16 protein-coding genes and 1 pseudogene are annotated in these 19431 nt (G+C 64.0%); 4 read left to right on the forward strand and 13 right to left on the reverse strand.

The window, feature by feature from the left end; translation table 11 throughout:
* Positions 1-8: 8 nt before the first annotated feature.
* The 7 genes from MFF34_RS10160 to MFF34_RS10190 form a co-directional block, all read right to left on the reverse strand.
* Entirely contained in the window at positions 9-824 is an 816-nt protein-coding gene (locus tag MFF34_RS10160) for a zinc-dependent peptidase (protein WP_085274008.1), read from the reverse strand.
* An 8-nt stretch (positions 825-832) separates the two neighbouring features.
* On the reverse strand, positions 833-1480 hold the full coding sequence (locus MFF34_RS10165) for a DedA family protein (RefSeq protein ID WP_027594930.1): 648 nt from the start codon (positions 1478-1480) through the stop codon (positions 833-835).
* 258 nt (positions 1481-1738) lie between these two features.
* A complete protein-coding gene (locus tag MFF34_RS10170; protein WP_238212992.1) occupies positions 1739-2197 on the reverse strand; it encodes a GNAT family N-acetyltransferase in 459 nt (152 codons plus the stop codon).
* A 108-nt stretch (positions 2198-2305) separates the two neighbouring features.
* A complete protein-coding gene (gene eutC, locus MFF34_RS10175; RefSeq protein ID WP_099430860.1) occupies positions 2306-3124 on the reverse strand; it encodes an ethanolamine ammonia-lyase subunit EutC in 819 nt (272 codons plus the stop codon).
* Positions 3125-3132: 8 nt separating this feature from the next.
* On the reverse strand, positions 3133-4527 hold the full coding sequence (locus MFF34_RS10180) for an ethanolamine ammonia-lyase subunit EutB (RefSeq protein ID WP_027594933.1): 1395 nt from the start codon (positions 4525-4527) through the stop codon (positions 3133-3135).
* Between the two features lie 49 nt (positions 4528-4576).
* Complete coding sequence (gene eat / locus MFF34_RS10185; protein ID WP_238213000.1) at positions 4577-6025, reverse strand: ethanolamine permease; 1449 nt, start codon at positions 6023-6025, stop codon at positions 4577-4579.
* A 166-nt stretch (positions 6026-6191) separates the two neighbouring features.
* Positions 6192-7712, reverse strand: a complete 1521-nt coding sequence (locus tag MFF34_RS10190) for an aldehyde dehydrogenase family protein (protein WP_099452783.1) — start codon at positions 7710-7712, stop codon at positions 6192-6194.
* Positions 7713-7967: 255 nt separating this feature from the next.
* Between MFF34_RS10190 and MFF34_RS10195 the strand changes: the two genes are divergently transcribed.
* The 4 genes from MFF34_RS10195 (at position 7968) to MFF34_RS10210 (ending at position 12288) form a co-directional block, all read left to right on the forward strand.
* Positions 7968-9962, forward strand: a complete 1995-nt coding sequence (locus tag MFF34_RS10195) for a sigma-54-dependent Fis family transcriptional regulator (protein WP_238213002.1) — start codon at positions 7968-7970, stop codon at positions 9960-9962.
* Between the two features lie 66 nt (positions 9963-10028).
* Positions 10029-11378, forward strand: a complete 1350-nt coding sequence (mpl, locus tag MFF34_RS10200) for a UDP-N-acetylmuramate:L-alanyl-gamma-D-glutamyl-meso-diaminopimelate ligase (RefSeq protein WP_085274005.1) — start codon at positions 10029-10031, stop codon at positions 11376-11378.
* Positions 11375-12004: a flavin prenyltransferase UbiX gene (ubiX, locus tag MFF34_RS10205; protein ID WP_238213049.1), complete on the forward strand. Its 630-nt coding sequence runs from the start codon at positions 11375-11377 to the stop codon at positions 12002-12004. Before mpl ends, ubiX begins: the two co-directional genes overlap by 4 nt.
* Positions 12001-12288, forward strand: a complete 288-nt coding sequence (locus MFF34_RS10210; RefSeq protein WP_238213052.1) for a YceK/YidQ family lipoprotein — start codon at positions 12001-12003, stop codon at positions 12286-12288. The genes ubiX and MFF34_RS10210 overlap by 4 nt, the downstream gene beginning before the upstream one ends.
* A 35-nt stretch (positions 12289-12323) precedes the next feature.
* Here the strand turns inward: MFF34_RS10210 and MFF34_RS10215 are convergent, their stop codons facing one another.
* From MFF34_RS10215 to MFF34_RS10240, 6 genes and pseudogenes are all read right to left on the reverse strand, one after another.
* Positions 12324-12968 carry an oxidoreductase gene (locus MFF34_RS10215; RefSeq protein ID WP_027594940.1) on the reverse strand — a complete coding sequence of 215 codons (645 nt, stop codon included), beginning with the start codon at positions 12966-12968 and terminating at the stop codon, positions 12324-12326.
* Between the two features lie 27 nt (positions 12969-12995).
* Complete coding sequence (locus tag MFF34_RS10220) at positions 12996-14729, reverse strand: C13 family peptidase (RefSeq protein WP_238213054.1); 1734 nt, start codon at positions 14727-14729, stop codon at positions 12996-12998.
* 350 nt (positions 14730-15079) lie between these two features.
* On the reverse strand, positions 15080-16186 hold the full coding sequence (locus MFF34_RS10225) for an acetoin dehydrogenase dihydrolipoyllysine-residue acetyltransferase subunit (RefSeq protein WP_238213056.1): 1107 nt from the start codon (positions 16184-16186) through the stop codon (positions 15080-15082).
* Complete coding sequence (locus MFF34_RS10230) at positions 16183-17205, reverse strand: alpha-ketoacid dehydrogenase subunit beta (RefSeq protein ID WP_027594943.1); 1023 nt, start codon at positions 17203-17205, stop codon at positions 16183-16185. The genes MFF34_RS10225 and MFF34_RS10230 overlap by 4 nt, the downstream gene beginning before the upstream one ends.
* A 33-nt stretch (positions 17206-17238) precedes the next feature.
* Positions 17239-18216, reverse strand: a complete 978-nt coding sequence (locus MFF34_RS10235) for a thiamine pyrophosphate-dependent dehydrogenase E1 component subunit alpha (protein ID WP_238213058.1) — start codon at positions 18214-18216, stop codon at positions 17239-17241.
* Positions 18217-18254: 38 nt separating this feature from the next.
* Positions 18255-19294 (reverse strand): annotated as a pseudogene (locus MFF34_RS10240) (ATP-NAD kinase family protein); the annotation flags it as partial.
* Between the last annotated feature and the right edge of the window lie 137 nt (positions 19295-19431).

A 19431-nucleotide genomic window follows, 5' to 3' on the forward strand; every position in this document is an offset into this window, starting at 1 on the left:
CGGCCGCGTCAGGCGTGGCCTTCGCGGTAATCGGGGTGTTCGGCCTGCAACTGGCTCAGGCGCGCCAGTGGGTCTTGGCGGTAGAACAGCGACAGTTGCTGGTAAACCTGCGGATATGCCTGCTGCAACAGGTCGGGGGCGCTGAAGAAGTATTCGCTGGTGACGGCGAAGAATTCTGCAGGGTTTTCTGCCGCGTATGGGTCGATGGGCGTTTCGGCGTCGGGGTTCAGGTCCAGCTGGCGGTTGAGGTCGTCATAGGCCTGTTGCATGGCCGTCGCCCACTCATCCACGGGCATGCCACTGTGCAGCGGCGGCAGGCCGTTGGCGTCGCCATTGAGCATGTCGAGCTTGTGCGCCAACTCATGGATGACCAGGTTATAGGCCTCCCAACCACCACTGGCCAGCACCCCGTTCCAGGCCAGGATCACCGGCCCCTGTTGCCAGGCTTCACCGCTGTGTTCGCCGTCCCACACATGCTCCACACCACTGGCATCGCGGTGGCGCTGAGGGCTTTTGAAGTCGTCGGGGTAGAGGATGATTTCGTGGAAACCCTGGTACCAGTTCAGGTCACCCAGGTGCAGCAGTGGCAGCTGCGCCTGGGCAGCGAGGAACAGGCGCTGCTCATCGCTCAGCTCGACACCGGGGAGGGTGGTCAGGTGCTTTTCAAGCAAAAACAGGATGCAGGCTTCACGCAACCAGCGATCTTCTTCATCGCTGATACCGTCGAGCAACGGCAGGTGTTGGCGAACCGCCTGCCATTGCTCGGCTGTGATCGGGTAGCGCTTCAGGGTGCGCCGACGCCGCCAGGCGCTGAAAGACCACATGGCTGGGGTCAGTGAGCCTTGGCAGCACGGCCCAGGCGACCGCGCAGCAGGCCGAGCACCATCGGCACCAGCGACAGGAAGATGATACCCACCACCATCAGCGACAGATGCTGCTTGATGAACGGTACATTGCCGAAGAAGTAGCCCAGCGTCACCAGGCCTCCGACCCACAGCAACGAACCGGCGACACTGAAGCCCAGAAAACGCGGGTAGTGCATGTGGGCAATACCGGCGACGAACGGCGCGAAGGTACGCAGAATCGGCAGGAAGCGCGCCAGGGTCACGGTCTTGCCGCCATGGCGTTCATAGAATTCGTGCGTGCGCTGCAGGTAGTCGCGGCGGAAGATCTTCGAATTGGGGTTGTTGAACAACCGCTCGCCGGCCGTTCGGCCAATCACGTAGTTGGTACTGTCGCCCAGGATCGCCGCCGCCATCAGCAGGCCCGCCAGCAGGACTGGGTCCATGCCGCCACCGGCCGCCACGGCGCCGGCGATGAACAGCAGCGAATCACCTGGCAGGAACGGCATCACCACCAGGCCGGTTTCGCAGAAGATCACGGTGAACAGGATGGCGTAGATCCAGGGACCGTAATTGGTGACCAGCAGATCGAGGTAGGCATCGAGATGCAGGATAAGGTCCAGCGGGTTGAAATCCATGTACAGCACCTGTGTTCTGGGGCGTAGGCTCGGTTACCAGGGGATGGGTAAATTTTCACACATGACAAGTGGCGCATTATACGGCGAAGTGAGGATCATGCCCGGGGAGTTTGTAGCGGCGGGTTACGGAAGGGGAAGATTCATACTGGCTGTACCGACCTCACTCGGCAGGCCCACCCATACCTCTGGCCATGCGCGATCCTTGTAGGCGCAGCACAAGGCTGCGCCTACAGGTACAGGTGATAAGGCCTGCGCAGGTCAATCCTGATGGATCGGCAGGATGTAGCTCTCGAACTCGGTGTCCTTGCGAAAGCCGATGGACTCGTAGGTCTTTTGCGCTGCCTCATTGTTGGCGCTGGTCGACACCCGCATCCGCACGGCATTGGTCTCTTTCGCCATCTTCTTGGCCTCGCGCATCAGGTGGTCGGCCACCAGCATACGTCGCGAGTCTTCGGCCACATAGATGTCGTTGAGAATCCACACGCGTTTGAGCGACAGCGACGAAAAGCTTGGATACAGCTGGCAGAAACCGAGCAATTTGCTGGCATCGTCATCCGCCAGTGCCAGGTAAATCACCGACTCGTCCCGCTTCAGGCGCTTTTCCAGAAAGCTGCGTGAGCTGTCCGGGTAGGGCAATTGCCCATAGAACTCGCGGTATTTAACGAACAGGGGGTTCAGCAGGTCGAGGTGTTCCAGGGTTGCCTTGATGATACGCATGTGCGGCCCTCAGGATCCATTTGGGGAAACAGCGGATTGCCAGCCGCTCTCAACAGCATGCTGCCTAATGCGTGCGAGAAGCGCAATCCGCCTTCCGTGACATGATTTTTACCCTTTTCCGAGCAGAAAGTTTCCTTTTTGGCTGGCGGGGGTATCGCTTTCCAGGCTATGGACCTCGGCTTCGTCCTTCAGATTCACCCCAGAGAGCTGCCGGCGACACGCTTCACGCATGAGGTACAGCAAGCGGTGGGCCGCCATGCCATAGCTCAGGCCCTCAAGGCGCACGTTGGAGATGCAGTTGCGGTAGGCGTCAGTCAGGCCGACCCGCGGCGCGTAGGTGAAATACAGGCCGAGGCTGTCGGGCGAGCTCAAGCCCGGGCGCTCGCCGATCAGCATCACGGTCATCCGTGCGCCCAGTAACTCGCCAACCTCATCGGCAACGGCCACGCGGCCCTGTTCCACCAGCACCACCGGGGCGCTGGTCCAGCCGTCGGCAGCGGCCTGTTCCTCGAAACGGGTCAGAAACGGCAGGGTATGGCGGTGCACGGCGAGGGCCGAGAGGCCGTCAGCGACGACGATGGCCAGGTCGACACCGCCCGGGTTGGCCTGGGCATGCTGGCGCAGGGTTTCGATCGAGTCTTCGTTCAGCCGCCGGCCCAGGTCCGGGCGCTGCAGGTATTGGTCGCGGTCGTGGGCGGCGCTGTGCAACACCAGGCTGTCGCGCCCGCGGTCACTGAGCTGGGCGGTCAGCCCGGCATGGTCGAAGGGCAGGTGCACGGCATCACGGGCCTGGGCATGCGCGAACTGGAAGTCCAATTGGGCGCCGGTCGGCAGGCTGGTGCCGGTGCGGCCCAGGGCGATACGCGCCGGGGTCAGGGTACGCAGGGCCAGCCAGGGGTTGTCGGGGGTTACGGTGCGAGGGTCCATGGTCATCCCTATGCAAGCTGTGCCAACGCCTGGCGGAACGCCGGCGGCAGGTTGTCACCAAAGCGCACCCGGCCATCGGCCTGGGTAAAGATGCCGGTGCGCGCCAGCCATGCTTCAAATTCGGGGCCGGGCTTCAGGCCCAGGGTCTGGCGCGCATACAGCGCGTCATGGAACGACGTGGTCTGGTAGTTGAGCATGATGTCGTCGGAGCCGGGGATGCCCATGATGAAGTTGATCCCGGCCACACCCAGCAAGGTCAGCAGGGTGTCCATGTCGTCCTGGTCGGCTTCGGCGTGGTTGGTGTAGCAGATGTCGCAACCCATCGGCACGCCCAGCAGCTTGCCGCAAAAGTGGTCTTCGAGGCCGGCGCGGATGATCTGCTTGCCGTTGTACAGGTACTCCGGGCCGATGAAACCGACCACGGTATTGACCAGAAACGGCTTGAAGTGCCGGGCCACGGCGTAGGCACGGGTTTCGCAGGTCTGCTGGTCGACGCCGTGGTGGGCGTTGGCCGACAGGGCGCTGCCCTGGCCGGTCTCGAAATACATGAGGTTTTGCCCAAGGGTGCCGCGCTTGAGCGACAGGCCCGCTTCGTAACCCTCCTGCAATACGTTGAGGTTGATGCCAAAGCCTGCGTTGGCGGCTTCGGTGCCGGCGATCGACTGGAACACCAGGTCCAGCGGCACGCCACGGTTGATCGCTTCGATCGAGGTGGTGACGTGGGTCAGAACGCAGGCCTGGGTGGGGATGTCGTAGCGCTGGATGATTGCATCGAGCATTTCCAGCAGGGCACAGATCGAGGCGATGCTGTCGGTGGCCGGGTTGATGCCGATCATGGCGTCGCCGTTGCCGTACAGCAGGCCATCGAGGATGCTGGCGGCGATGCCAGCGGGTTCGTCGGTCGGGTGGTTGGGTTGCAGGCGGGTCGACAGGCGCCCGCGCAGGCCCATGGTGCCGCGGAAGCGGGTAACCACGCGGATCTTCTGCGCCACCAGGATCAGGTCCTGAACGCGCATGATCTTCGACACCGCCGCCGCCATTTCCGGTGTCAGGCCCGGCGCCAGCGCGCGCAGGCTGTCTTCGTCGGCTTCTTCGCTGAGCAGCCAGTCACGCAGGCCGCCCACGGTGAGGTGGCTGACCGGTGCGAAGGCCTGGGCGTCGTGAGTGTCGATGATCAGGCGGGTGACCTCATCCTCTTCATAGGGGATCAACGCCTCGGTCAGAAAGTGCGTGAGCGGGATGTTGGCCAAGGCCATCTGCGCGGCGACCCGCTCACCGTCGTTGCTGGCGGCGACACCGGCCAGGAAATCCCCAGAACGCGCGGGGCTGGCCTTGGCCATCACGTCCTTGAGGCTGTCGAAGCGGTAGACCAGGTGGCCTACCGTGTGTACGAAACTTGCCATACAGATTCTCCAGAGCGCCGCGGGGCTGGCCCGCGGCGGGTGTCGGCGATCAGTGCAAGGCCTCTTCGGCCTTCTGGATCGCGGCGAATTCCTCTTCCGGTGTGCCCGCTACCAGGTGGTGGCGGCTGTAGAACGCAAAGTAGGCAATTAATACTCCATAGATCACCGCGGCGCCAATCACAACCCGCGGGTCGACCAGGAAGCCCGCCACCACGGCGATGCACGCCAGTACCAGGGCTACGCCCGAGGTGAAGACGCCGCCCGGGGTGCGATACGGGCGTTCCATTTTCGGACGGCGGATGCGCAGGGTGATGTGTGCAGCCATCATCAGCACGTAGGACAGCGTGGCGCCGAACACCGCGACCAGAATCAGCAGGTCGCCCTGGCCGGTCAGTGACAGCCCGAAACCGATGAGGCCAGGGATGATCAGGGCCAGGACCGGCGCCTTGCTTTTGTTGGTCTCGGAGAGTTTGCGCGGCAGGTAGCCGGCGCGGGACAGCGCGAAGATTTGCCGTGAGTAGGCATAGATGATCGAGAAGAAGCTGGCGATCAGGCCAGCCAGGCCGACCAGGTTGACGAAGCTGCCCATCCAGGTGGAACCGCCATAGGCTTTGGACAGTGCCTCGACCAGTGGGTTACCGGAGGCCTTGAGCGCTTCGGAGCCCGCCGCGCCAGGGCCGATCACCAGAATCAGCAGGGCGAAGGCCAGCAGCACCAGCATCGCACCGATCAGGCCGCGGGGCAGGTCGCGTTTTGGGTTTTTGGTTTCTTCGGCGGCCAGCGGCACGCCTTCGACGGCGAGGAAGAACCAGATCGCGTAAGGGATTGCGGCCCACACGCCGACGTAGCCGAACGGCAGGAAACTGCTGGCGCCGACGGCGTCGGTCTTGGCGATGTCGAACAGGTTGGCTGCATCAAAATGGGGCACCATGCTCACCAGGAACACGCCCAAGGCAATGGCGGCAATGGCGGTGATGATGAACATCAGCTTCAGCGCTTCGCCGACGCCGAAGATGTGGATGCCGATGAACACGATGTAGAACGCCAGGTAGATGACCCAGCCGCCGATGCCGAACAGTGACTCACAATAGGCGCCGATGAACACGGCGATGGCCGCCGGGGCAATGGCATATTCGATGAGGATGGCCGTGCCGGTAAGAAATCCGCCCCATGGGCCAAAGGCGCTGCGGGCAAAGCCGTAGCCGCCGCCTGCAGTGGGGATCATCGACGACAGCTCGGCCAACGAGAAGCACATGCACAGGTACATGGTGGCCATCAGCAAGGTGGCGAGGAACATGCCGCCCCAGCCGCCTTGGGCCAGGCCGAAGTTCCACCCGGCGTAGTCGCCGGAGATCACATAGGCGACCCCGAGGCCAACCAACAGCACCCAGCCGGCTGCGCCTTTTTTCAGTTCACGTTGCTGGAAATAGTCCGAACCGACTTTTTCGAAGTCGACAGAAGAGCCTGCCGGCACATTACCGGAATGATCGCTTGGCATAGTTTCACCTGTTGTTTTTCTTGGTGGCCGGAGGGACTTCCAGCCCATGGTGATAGTTACTGCAGGAAGCGAGCCAGAGCGGTTAGTGCACGGGAACCGCGTTGGCTTGTGGTGGTGGTGAACCGCTGCGATGGGCTGCACAGCAGCCCCCGCAGTTATCCCAGGTTTAGAAGAAGCCCAACGGATTGATGTCGTAACTCACCAGCAGGTTCTTGGTCTGCTGGTAGTGATCGAGCATCATCTTGTGGGTCTCACGCCCAACGCCGGACTTCTTGTAACCGCCAAACGCGGCATGCGCCGGGTACAGGTGGTAGCAGTTGGTCCACACGCGGCCAGCCTTGATGCCACGGCCCATGCGGTAGGCGCGGTTGATGTCGCGGGTCCACACACCGGCACCCAGGCCGAACTCGGTGTCGTTGGCAATCGCCAGGGCTTCGGCTTCGTCCTTGAAGGTGGTGACGCTGACCACCGGGCCGAAGATTTCTTCCTGGAACACGCGCATCTTGTTGTTGCCCTTGAGCAGGGTCGGCTGGATGTAGTAACCGGTCGACAGCGCGCCTTCGAGTTTTTCCACCTTGCCGCCGGTCAACAGCTCAGCGCCTTCTTCCTTGGCGATTTCCAGGTACGACAGGATCTTCTCGAACTGCTGTTGCGACGCCTGGGCGCCGACCATGGTGTCGGTGTCCAGCGGATCCCCACGCTTGATCTGCAGGACCTTCTTCATCACCACTTCCATGAACTGCGGGTAGATCGACTCCTGCACCAGGGCACGCGACGGGCAGGTGCACACTTCGCCTTGGTTGAAGAATGCCAGCACCATGCCTTCGGCGGCCTTCTCGATGAAGCTCGGCTCGGCCTGCATGATGTCTTCGAAGTACACGTTAGGCGACTTGCCGCCCAGCTCGACGGTAGACGGGATGATGTTTTCGGCGGCGCATTTCATGATGTGCGAGCCGACCGGGGTCGAACCGGTGAAGGCGATCTTGGCGATGCGTTTGCTGGTGGCCAGCGCTTCGCCCGCTTCGCGGCCATACCCTTGGACGACGTTGAGCACGCCTTTGGGCAACAGGTCGCCGATCAGCTCCAGCAGTACGGTGATGCCCAGCGGGGTCTGCTCGGCGGGTTTGAGGACCACGCAGTTGCCTGCGGCCAGGGCTGGGGCGAGTTTCCACGCGGCCATCAGCAGCGGGAAGTTCCACGGGATGATCTGCCCGACCACGCCCAGAGGCTCGTGAATGTGATAGGCGACGGTGCCTTCGTTGATTTCGGCAGCGCCGCCCTCTTGGGCACGGATGCAACCGGCGAAGTAACGGAAGTGATCGACCGCCAGCGGGATGTCGGCGTTGAGGGTTTCGCGGATGGGCTTGCCGTTGTCCCAGGTTTCGGTAATGGCCAGGACTTCAAGGTTCTGCTCGATGCGGTCGGCGATTTTCAGCAGGACGTTGGAGCGGTCCTGGACGGACGTGCGGCCCCAGGCATCGGCGGCGGCGTGGGCGGCATCCAGGGCTTTGTCAATGTCTTCGGCAGTGGAGCGGGGAAACTCTGCGATCAGCTTGCCATTCACCGGGGAGGTGTTTTCGAAGTACTGCCCCTTGACCGGAGCTACGAATTCACCACCGATGTAGTTGCCGTAGCGGCTCTTGAAGGTAACCTTCGCGCCTTCGGTACCGGGATGTGCGTAACGCATGGTGTGTCTCCTGGCTATTGTGTTTGTTAGGGAGTTGAAAAGCGTAGAGCAAAGGTTGGGCCAGTGTTTTGAGGTTCTGCTAAATCAAGCACTTAGCGTAATTTTCAGAGGGATGTGAAAGCCCGCTGTGCCAGCCGTGGTACGGCCTGTGTGACACTTTGTGCCATTTGCGACACGCTGCCGGCAGGTGCATTGCAAAGGCCCGCCGGGTGGAGGATGCTGGCTGAACGCTCGATCTGCGGAGAACCACAACACATGCAGAGCAATCACTTGAGTCGCCATGCCCAGCAAGTGCATACCGTTGCCCACGGTGAAGCCGGGGCGGGCGGTAGTGACCCGGCGATCGCCCGGTCCTGGCTGCGCTGCCTTGAGGATTACCACCTCGACCCGACGCTGATCGAGGCCCCCGTGGTGCTTGAACACGGGCGCTTGCTGGAAACCCGCGAGCGCCTGCACCAGGTGCTGAAAATTGCCGACGCCGAGATGAACAGCCTGCATCAGCAGCTCTCTGGCGCTGGCCATGCGGTGCTGCTGACCGATGCCCGTGGGGTGATCCTCAACTGTGTCAGCGCCCCCAGCGAGCGGCGCATCTTCGAGCGGGCAGGGCTGTGGCTGGGCGCCGACTGGAGCGAAGCGCGCGAAGGCACCAACGGTATCGGCACCTGCCTGGTCGAGCGCCAGGCCCTGACCATTCATCAGCACGAACACTTTCGTGGCCGCCACACCGGCCTGACTTGCTCGGCAAGCCCGGTGTTCGACCCGCATGGCGAACTGCTGGCGGTACTCGACGTGTCGTCGGCGCGGCCCGATGTGTCGCGGCAGAGCCAGTTCCACACCATGGCCTTGGTCAACCTCTCGGCGAAGATGATCGAGAGCTGTTATTTCCTGCGTCATTTTCAGCAGCAGTGGCTGCTGCGCTTTCATCTGCAGGCTGAGTCGGTCGGCTTGTTCAGCGAGGGCTTGCTGGCCTTCGAGGGTGACGGGCGGATTTGCGCCGCCAACCAGAGCGCGCTCAACCTGTTGGGCACCGTTCGCGGTGGCGTGCTGGGGCAACCGGTGGAGCGGTTTTTTGCCTGCAGCCACGACGAACTGTTCAGCCGCGCCGTGCCGGGCGGCAGTACCGTCTGGCCGTTGCAGACACGCGACGGCCGCCGGGTGTTTGCCAGCCTGCGAGGCCAGGCGCGTACGCCAGTATGGTCAGTACCGCTCAGCCAGCCCCAGCCCCAGCGTGCTGAAGCGCCAGGCATCTGCCTGCTCGACCCGGCGTTGCAAAACGACTTCCGCCGCTGCGTGCGGGTATTCGAGCGTGATGTGCCGCTGCTGTTGCGTGGCGAGACCGGTTGCGGCAAGGAGGCGTTCGCCCAGGCCGTGCACCAGGCCAGCCAGCGTCGCGGCAAGCCGTTCGTGGCGATCAACTGCGCCTCGATCCCAGAGAGCCTGATCGAAAGCGAGCTGTTCGGTTATCGCGGTGGCAGCTTTACCGGCGCACGCAAGGAAGGCATGCGCGGCAAGCTGCTGCAGGCCGACGGCGGCACGTTGTTGCTGGACGAGATTGGTGACATGCCACTGGCCTTGCAGACGCGCCTGTTGCGGGTCCTGGAAGAGCGCCAGGTGGTGCCGATTGGCGGCGAGCCCCAGGCCGTGGATGTGCGCATCGTCAGCGCGACCCACCGCGACCTGCTGGAGCGGGTGGCGCAGGGCAGCTTCCGCGAAGACCTGTATTACCGGCTGAACGGGCTGGAGGTGGCCTTGCCCTCAGTGCGTGAGCGCAGTGACAAGGGCCAGTTGCTGGACTTTTTGCTGCGGCAGGAAGCCCAGGGGCAACGGGTCGAACTGGAGCCCAGTGCGCGTCAGGCGTTGCTGGACTTTGCCTGGCCGGGGAACGTGCGGCAGATGCGCAATGTATTGCGCACGCTCGTGGCGCTTTGCGATAACACCTTCATCGGGTTCTCCGACCTGCCCGCGACTTTCCGGAGTAATGCGGCCCCTGTGGGAGCGGGCTTGCCCCGCGAAGCAGGCAACGCGGTGGATGGCACCGGCTTTGCCGGTGTTCGCGGCCCACACGAGGAGCAAAACAGTCTCACCCACAAGAGCGCGCCAGTGCGCCTTGAGGACGCTGAGTGCGAAGCTCTGCTGTCCGTGCTGGAGGCAAAACACTGGCACTTGACCCGCGTTGCCGAGCACCTGGGCATCAGCCGCAATACCTTGTATCGAAAACTGCGCAAACACGGCATCACCCGGGTCGGCTGAGCGAAACAGCGGGTGCGATTTCCCGCGCCCTGGGCTACCCTGCCTCGATGTTTTGCGAGGTCGACCATGCATATTCACATTCTCGGTATTTGCGGCACGTTCATGGGTTCCCTGGCGGTCCTGGCCAAAGAGCTTGGCCACCGCGTCACCGGCTCCGATGCCAATGTCTATCCCCCGATGAGCACCCAGCTCGAAGCCCAGGGCATCGAGCTGACCCAGGGCTATGACCCGGCTCAGTTAGACCCGGCACCCGACTTGGTCGTGGTCGGCAACGCCATGTCGCGGGGCAACCCGGCGGTGGAATACGTGTTGAACAAGGGCCTGCCCTATGTCTCTGGCCCTCAGTGGCTGGCTGACCACGTGCTGCAGGGCCGCTGGGTATTGGCCGTTGCCGGTACCCATGGCAAGACCACCACCAGCAGCATGCTGGCCTGGGTGCTGGAGCATGCCGGCATGAGCCCTGGGTTCTTGATCGGCGGCGTGCCACAGAACTTCTCGGTGTCCGCGCGTTTGGGCGACACCCCGTTTTTCGTGGTCGAGGCCGACGAGTACGACAGTGCGTTCTTCGATAAACGCTCGAAGTTCGTCCACTACCACCCGCGCACCGCGATTCTCAACAACCTTGAGTTCGATCACGCGGACATCTTCCCCGATCTGGCCTCCATCGAGCGCCAGTTCCACCACCTGGTGCGCACGATCCCGAGCGAAGGCCTGGTGATCCATCCGACCACCGAACAGGCGCTGGAGCGGGTCATCGGCATGGGTTGCTGGACCCCGGTGCAAACCACCGGTGAAGGCGGCCAATGGCAGGCGCGCCTGCTCAGCCCCGATGGGTCGCGCTTCGAAGTGCTGTTCGAGGGCGAGGCACAGGGCGTGGTCGATTGGGCGCTGACCGGTCAGCACAACGTCGCCAATGCCTTGGCAACCCTGGCTGCGGCCCGCCATGTCGGTGTAGTGCCGGCCATGGGCATCGCCGGGTTGAGCGCCTTCAAAAGCGTCAAGCGGCGCATGGAGAAGGTCGCTGAAGTGCAGGGCGTGACCATCTACGATGACTTCGCTCACCACCCGACCGCTATCGCCACCACCCTCGACGGCCTGCGCAAGCGCGTAGGTGAAGCACCGGTGATTGCGGTGATCGAGCCGCGCTCCAACTCGATGAAGCTGGGTGCCCACCGCGATGGCCTGCCGGAAAGCGTCAACGATGCCGACCAGGTCATCTGGTACGCACCGGCCAACCTGGGCTGGGACCTGGCCGCCACGGCGGCACAGTGCACCGTGCCGAGCGTGGTTGCCGACAGCCTCGAAGCGATCATCGAGCGCATCAAGGGCCAGGCACGGCCGGGCACCCACGTGGTGATCATGAGCAACGGCGGCTTCGGCGGCTTGCACGGCAAACTGGCCGAGGCGCTCAAGTGAGCGGGCCGGAGCGCATCACCCTGGCCATGACGGGCGCCTCTGGCGCGCAATATGGCCTGCGCCTGCTCGATTGCCTGGTGCGTGAGGACCGCGAGGTGCATTTCCTCATTTCCAAGGCCGCGCAGCTGGTGATGTCCACCGAAACCGATGTGTTGCTGCCGCCCAAGCCCCAGGCGATGCAGGCGTTTCTGACCGAATACACCGGCGCTGCCGACGGCCAGATCCGCGTGTATGGCAAGGAAGACTGGATGTCGCCGGTGGCCTCGGGCTCTGGCGCGCCGGCGGCGATGGTGGTGGTGCCGTGTTCCACGGGTACCTTGTCGGCGATTGCCACCGGTGCTTGCAACAACCTGATCGAGCGCGCTGCCGACGTCACCTTGAAGGAGCGCCGCCAGTTGATCCTGGTGCCGCGTGAAGCCCCGTTCTCGACGATCCACCTGGAGAACATGCTCAAGCTGTCGCAGATGGGTGGCGTGATCTTGCCTGCGGCCCCAGGCTTCTACCATCAGCCGCAGACCATCGACGACCTGATCGATTTCGTCGTTGCACGCATTCTCAACCTGCTGGACATCCCTCAGGACATGCTGCCGCGTTGGGGTGAACATCACTTTGGGGCGGATGATTGAAACGAGCACTGTCGGGGTTGGTAGCGTTGGCGCTGCTCAGTGGCTGCGCCACGGTACGTACGCTGGATGCCAACAAGCCGGGCGCGCCGGTGGTGTATGCCGGAACGCGGCTGGACCTGTATGTGATGAACGGCGGGTGCTGCCCGAAAGATCATTTCGGCACGCTGGCACCGGCCTACCCAGGCCTGGATCTGCCCGGTAGCCTGTTACTGGATACGCTGCTGCTGCCGTTGTCGTTGCTGACGGCAGCAGGCGTTGGCTTCCAGGCCACCGGCGGGCTTTGATTACGGTATTAACTGTGTGGGAGCCACGCGCGGCGCTAGTTTTTGCCCAGGCGGCGCAGTTCATCCGACTCGATCACCCGCACCCCGTCTTCTTCCTCCAGCGCCAGGCGCCACAGCGCCCGTGCCAGGGTGCACGCCTCGATACCCCGATACTTCCCAGGTATCAGCTTGGAAAGCGGTGAAATAAGTTGCTCGCCAAAGCGCGGCTCAATGCGATCACCCAGCAGTACCGACGGCCGGACGATGGTCAGCTGTGGCCAATCCTGGGCCTTCAGCGCCTCTTCCATTTCGCCCTTGACGCGGTTGTAGAAGATCGATGATTTAGGGTCGGCGCCCACTGCGCTGACAACCAGCAAATGGCGCGCACCGAGTTCCCGGGCGCGCTTGCTGAAGGCCACGACCATGTCCAGGTCGACGGCGCGGAAAGCCGATTCGGAGCCGGCCTGCTTGAGCGTGGTGCCCAGGCAGCAATAGGCGATATCGACACGCCCGGCCAGCTGCGGAAGAAACACCGCCGGGTCGCCAACCGGGTTTTCCAGGTGCGGGTGTTCGGCCAGCGGCCGGCGCGTAGGGGCCAGCACCCGGCTGATGGTCGGTTCGTTGAGTAGACGGTCTAGCAGGTGTTCACCCGTCAGACCCGTGGCACCGGCAAGCAGGACATGCTGAGGCGTCAAATACATGATGTCTCTCCCTTGTTACACACAAGCTTAGTGGTTGCCGGGCTTTTTTTCCTGCTGCTCCACTGTCGCTTGTGCAGCATTGCGTAGCGCTTCCTCGGCCTGTTGCCGGCGTAGGTGCTGCCAGTGTGCCAGTACTGCTGGCGGCGCCCAAAGCTGCGGTTCAGAGGCTTCGAAACCGTCCTTTCGTTCTCTTTCGGCAACGCTGGCGCGTGCCAGTTCAAACGCCTGTTTCAGGTCGTCGGTCTGGTTCAGCGCCTCGGCGAACAGGGCATCGCCAAAGTAGGTGAAGTCAGCTTCCTCCGAGCAACCGAATGACACCCGATCGGCGCGGGCGGCGGTCATGATCACCGTGCGATCGTCTTTGAGCGGCGCGATGTAGCCCCCTGAATAGCAGGCCGAGATGACGATTACCTTGTCGCGCTCTTTCAGCGGTGCCAGGGCACTGGCCAGCTCGTCGGCGGACAGGTCGGCCAGTTGCAGGCGGGGTTGGTCGAGCACCAGTTGGTGGTCGTGGCTGCCGTGGCTGGTGAGGTAGATGAAAACCAGGTCCTCGGGGCCGCTGCGTTCGGCCAGGGTACGGGCGGCGCGGGTGAGGTTCTCGCGGGTGGCCATGGGGCGGCTGGCCATGTGGTCCCGGTGGTTGACCAGGGTGACCTGGCCGCGAGCGCCAAAACGGACCTTGAGCATGTTGCTGACATAGTCGGCTTCGCGCAGGAACACGCTTTGCTGGCCATCGCCGGCCACGACCAGGCTGTATAACTGGATGGCCGGCGCGGTAGGCGGCACCCGTGCCAGCGCGTCCTCTAGCAGGCGGCCCTGGTTGAGCAGGGCCAGGTCCAGCGGGTCGGGCAACAGCGTGCCCTTTTCGTCGCGCACGCGTACGCCATTGACCCAAGTGCCACCCTCGACCTTGCCGTTGCTCAGGGTCAGCCGGCCTTTGCCATGGTAGGCATCGTTTTCGAAGGTGCCGATGTACTGGCTGCCGTCGGCCAGTTGCAGGTTGCCTTGGCCAGAAAAGTGCCAGTCAACGAAACCGCCTTTGTAATGGCTGCCATCGCTGCCGAGCAGTTCACCTTCGCCCACCAGTGAGCCATCCTTGAATTCGCCGATCCACACGTCACCTTCGGCGCTTTCATAGCGGCCGCGGCCTTCCAGGCGGTTGTCCTTGAATTCCCCGATGTACTGCTCGCCGTCGACGCTGTCGTAGGTGCCGCTGCCTTGCAGCAGGCCATCGACGAAACGGCCGCTGAACTGGTTGCCGCTGGCGTCGCTGCGCACGCCGGCGCCGTTCGGTTTGCCTTTGGCGAACAGGCCCTGGTAGCGGCTGCCGTCGGCCAGCTCCAGCTCGCCTGCGCCTTCGTACTGGTCGTCCTTGAACTGGCCGCGGTAGGTCTGGTCTGCTTGCTTGAGGGTACCTTCACCGTCGCGTCGACCGTGGCTGAAGGTGCCGGCATAGTGGCTGCCTGGCGTGGTCAAGTCGCCGAGACCCTGGAACAGGCCCTCGGCGAACTGGCCCCGGTAGACTTCACCGTTCTGGCCGTGCCACTCGCCCTGACCATGCCATTGGCCGTCGTTGAAACTGCCGGCGTACCAGCTGCCATTGGGGTAGTCGATGCGGCCCTCGCCTTGCAGCAGGCCATTGACCACCTCGCCCCGGTAACGCCCGCCGTCGGGCAGGCGCGCGTCCGGAGGTAGTAGCGATTCGCCATCTCCGCACGCGGCGAGCAACAGGATCAGGGTGACAGGGAGCAGTGGACGCATGGTGGAGACCGGGCAATAGGTCTGCCGAGTATGACGCAGAATGGGGGGCTGAGACAGATAGGTGCATGCCTTGTGGGGTGTGTTGCCTGTGAGACCGAGCGCCGCCCGCGCGGCGCTTCGCAGCACAAGGCTGCTCCCACATCTGTTTCGGGCCAATTATTCCTGAGGCATGGGCGCGCGGCCTTCTTGGTGCCCGCCTCAATATCGCGTCGGACAAACAAGGCGGCCGCGTGCGCTGGCACAGGCGTCACTGGCCCGAAACAGATGTNNCTCGATCTCACAGGCGCAGAACCCCTCAAGGCATGCACTTCTAAACCCAGACACCACCCCAAGCCATGCCCCTCATTCCCTCAATGCCCCCGCAAAAAATCCACCATCTTCCGGTTGACCGCTTCAGCCGCCTCCATCTGCACCATATGGCCAGCGTCCGGCAGTACCAGCACTTCGGCTTCCAGCCCGTCGGCATGGCTGGCCGGGATAATCGCGTCCTTCCCGCCCCAAATCACCAGCGCCGGGTGCTGCCCCAGCACACCGCGCAGGTCGTGGCGCTGCTGGTCGCCCTCGGCGATGGCCGACACCAGCTGGCGCAGCGCCGCATCGACGCCCTCCAGGCGCTTGAACTTGAGCATGTCCTCCAGCAATTGCCGGGTGACCAGCGCCGGGTCGGCAAACAACTGCACCATTTGCGGCTTGAGTGCATTGCGGTTCGCTGCAGCCACGAAACCTTGCAGGTACTGCCCGTTGATCGCAGTCCCAAGCCCTGCACTGGCCACCAGGGTGAGGCTGGCCACCCGCTGCGGCACCAGGCGCGCCACGTTGAGGCTGACAGCGCCGCCCATCGAGTGCCCGGCCAAGTGGGCGCGGGGGATGTCCAGGTGGTCGAGCAGTGCCAGCACGGTTTCGCTCAGTTCATCCAGGTCGCCGCGTTGCAGCGCCTTGGCCGACTCCCCGTGCCCCGGTAGGTCGAGGGCGATGACGCGGCGCTCGGCCGCCAACGCCGGGTGGTTGAACAACCAGTTGTTCAAATCACCGCCAAAGCCATGCACCAGCACCAGCGGCGTTCCGCCTTCGCCCAGTTCGAACCAGCGTAACAGGCGGCCGCCCACGTTGGCTTTTTGCGGGGTTGGCCCTTGTGCCTGGTCGGCGCCACCTTCGGCGACGAATTCCGCCTGGAAGCGCTGCACCACGGCATCGATCTCGGCCTCGTCGGCTTCGCCTTCCACCACCACCGCCAGCAACGCGCCGACCGGCAGGGTTTCATCTGGCTGGGCCACCAGGCGGCGCAATACACCGCTGAAGGGGGCTTCGACGCTGCTGCTGATCTTGTCGGTCTCGACGTCCAGTACTTCGTCGCCTTTGTTGATGGCGTCACCTTCCTGCTTGAGCCAGGTGTCCACCCGGCCCGCGGTCATCGACAGGCCCCACTTGGGCATGGTCAGCGTATGAATCTGGCTCATGCGGCGCTCCTTGCAGCTTCGATCACTTTGCGCACGGCGGCCTCGATCTTCGCCGCGTCGGGGATGTACAGGTCTTCCAGCGCATCGGAGAACGGCACTGGCGTGTGCGGCGCGGTGACCATCTCGATCGGGCCCTTGAGGGCGCCGAAGGCTTTCTGCGCCACCAGTGCGCTGATGTCGGTGGCCATGGAGCAGCGCGGGTTGGCTTCGTCGATCACCACCAGGCGGCCGGTTTTCTCGACACTCTCCAGGATGCTGTCTTCATCCAGCGGGCTGGTGGTGCGCAGGTCCAGCACTTCGCAGTCGATGCCTTGGCGGGCCAGGTTGTTGGCGGCTTCCAGCGCCACATGGACCATGCGCCCGTAGGTCACCAGGGTCACGTCGTCGCCGTCGCGCAGGAAGTTGGCTTCGCCGAACGGCACGCTGTAGACCTCTTCCGGCACCTCGCCCTGCAGGCTGTAGAGCAGCTTGTGCTCGCAGAAGATCACCGGGTCGTTGTCGCGTATCGCCTGGATCAACAAGCCCTTGGCATCGTATGGCGAGGACGGGCAGACCACCTTGAGGCCGGGGATGTGTGTCCACAGCGAGGTGAGCATCTGCGAGTGCTGGGCCGCAGCGCGCAGGCCAGCGCCGTACATGGTGCGCATCACCAGCGGGGTCACGGCCTTGCCGCCGAACATGTAGCGGAATTTGGCGGCCTGGTTGAGGATCTGGTCCAGGCAGCAGCCGGCGAAGTCGACGAACATCAGTTCGCACACCGGGCGCAGGCCTTGGGTTGCGGCACCTACGGCGGCGCCGACATAACCGATTTCCGACAGCGGCGCATCGAGCACCCGCCCAGGGAACTGGTGATACAGGCCCTTGGTCACGCCCAGCACGCCACCCCAGGCGTCCTCTTCGCCGGGCGCACCGGCACCCCCAGCCACGTCTTCGCCAATGATGAACACGGTGCTGTCGCGGCGCATTTCCTGGGCCAAGGCTTCGTTGATGGCCTGCTGGTAGCTGATCTTTCTTGCCATGGTGTTTCTCCTCTTGTTCTTGTAATCCGCGGCTCAGGGGTAGCTGACGTAGACGTCGCTGAGCAGGTCGGCGGGCTGTGGCTTGGGATCGGATTTGGCGCGGCGCACGGCGTCATCGATCAGGTCTTCGACACGCGCGTCGATGGCGTCGAGTTGCTCGGCGCTGAGCAGGCCGGCACGGGTGGTCTTGTTGCGGAACTGCATCAGGCAATCACGGGACTCGCGCAGGTTCTTCACTTCATCCGGGGCGCGGTAGGTTTGCGCATCCCCTTCGAAGTGGCCGTAGTAGCGGCTGAGCTTGACCTCGATCAGCGAGGGGCCTTGCCCGGAGCGCGCACGCTCAATGGCGGCGCCCGCGGCTTCGTACACGGCGAAGAAGTCAAAGCCATCGATGGTCACGCCCGGCATGCCAAAGCCGGCAGCGCGGTCGGCAATGTGGTCGCAGGCCACCGACCAGTTCGACGCCGTGGCCTCGGCGTAGCCGTTGTTCTCGGCGACGAAGATGCACGGCAGGTTCATGATCGAGGCCATGTTCATGGCTTCGAACACGGCGCCTTCGTTGGAGGCACCGTCGCCGAAGAAGGCCACCGACACGTCATCGCGGCCCTTGAGCTTGGCGGCCAGCGCGGCGCCTGCAACCAATGGCGCACCGGCCCCGACGATGCCGTTGGCACCGAGCATGCCTTTTTCCAGGTCGGCAATGTGCATTGAGCCGCCCTTGCCGCCGCACACACCGGTTTTCTTGCCGTAGATCTCGGCCATCATGCCGTACACGTCTACGCCCTTGGCGATGCAGTGGCCATGGCCGCGGTGGGTCGAGGCGATGCAGTCGCTGTCACGCAGGTGGGCCATGACGCCTGCGGCGGACGCTTCTTCGCCGGCATAGAGGTGGACGAAACCGGGGATTTCGCCGGTGGCGAATTCCACGTGCAGACGTTCCTCGAAGGCGCGGATGGTGTGCATCACTTCATAGGCATGCAGTAGTTGTTCTGTACTGAGTTGATTGGACATCTTGTTGTTCTCCAGGGTTGTCTCAACACGCGGTTGCAGGGTGTAGCCGGTGGCCGCGCGGCACGGCCAGCAGGTGATGGCGGGCGGCGTGGGCCAGCACGGCCTCGACGTCCACGGTGAGCGGGCCTTGGTGGTCCAGGGTGATGGTGGGGGTGTCGTGCTCGGCGAATTCGATCTCGCGTTCGCCATCCAGGGCCAGGGTGCCGCTGCTTAGGCTCAGGCGATGGGCGACGCCCGGCGTCAGCACGCCGCTGGCGGTGATGCCGCAGCCTTGCAGCAGGCCAGGCGCCAGGGGCGCCAGCAGGGCCTGCTCGGCGCCGGGGTTCAGGCGCACCCAGGCGCCGTGCGGGTCCTGGCGTGACACCGGGCACCACAAGCCGCACAGGGCGGACAGGCCAATGGCATGGGGTTCGGCGAAGCAGGCGAACACCTCGCTGAGGTCTTCGCTGCGGCTCAGGGCGCGGGCGCCGATGAAACGCTGGGGCGAAACGGCGACTTCCACCAGTGCCCACTCGTCCAACTGCTGCTCGGGCACCTTCACCCGCAAGCGCTTGTTGCGGCGCAGGCCGATGCTGGCGGGCACGCGGCCGCTGGCGAGCAAGCCGCCCGCCAGGCCGGCGCTGGTGGCTTCGCGTAATTCCGGGAAGGCATTGTTGGTGCCGGTGGACAAGGTCAGCAGTGGGATGTCACCGGCTTCTGCTGCCACTGCCTTGTGGGTGCCGTCGCCGCCGAGGACCGCGATCATCGCCACGCCTTGGCCGACCATGCGTCGGGTGGCCAGGCGGGTATCGGCAACGGTCTGGGTCAATGGCAGGTCGTGCACCTCGATATTCGGCCAGTGCTGGTCGCGGGCAGCGGGGCCTTGGCTGGCCTTGAGCACGGCGGCGGCGATGCCGGTCATGTCGGTCGGCAGCAGCACCCGGCCGATGCCGGTGGCACCGAAGGCGGCCAACAGCCGCTGGATCGCCGACGCCTTGTCGGTGCTCGAATAGAGCCCGGCACTGGCGGTCAGGCGGCGCAGGTCGCGGCCGGAGGCAGGGTTGGCAATGATCCCGACAGTCGGGGTGGGTTGCGGCATGGCGCACCTCGTATTCTTGTTTGTCAGGGACAGAGCAAGGGAGGTGCCAGCTTTGTTTCATCTGCCTGAAGTGGCTGTGCCAGAGCGGTCTGTGCGTAGGAAAGGGCGTGCGCCCAGCATGCTCGACGAGACGCGGG

Source organism: Pseudomonas sp. PAGU 2196 (assembly GCF_022179005.1).
In the GTDB taxonomy this organism is placed as follows: domain Bacteria; phylum Pseudomonadota; class Gammaproteobacteria; order Pseudomonadales; family Pseudomonadaceae; genus Aquipseudomonas; species Aquipseudomonas kermanshahensis.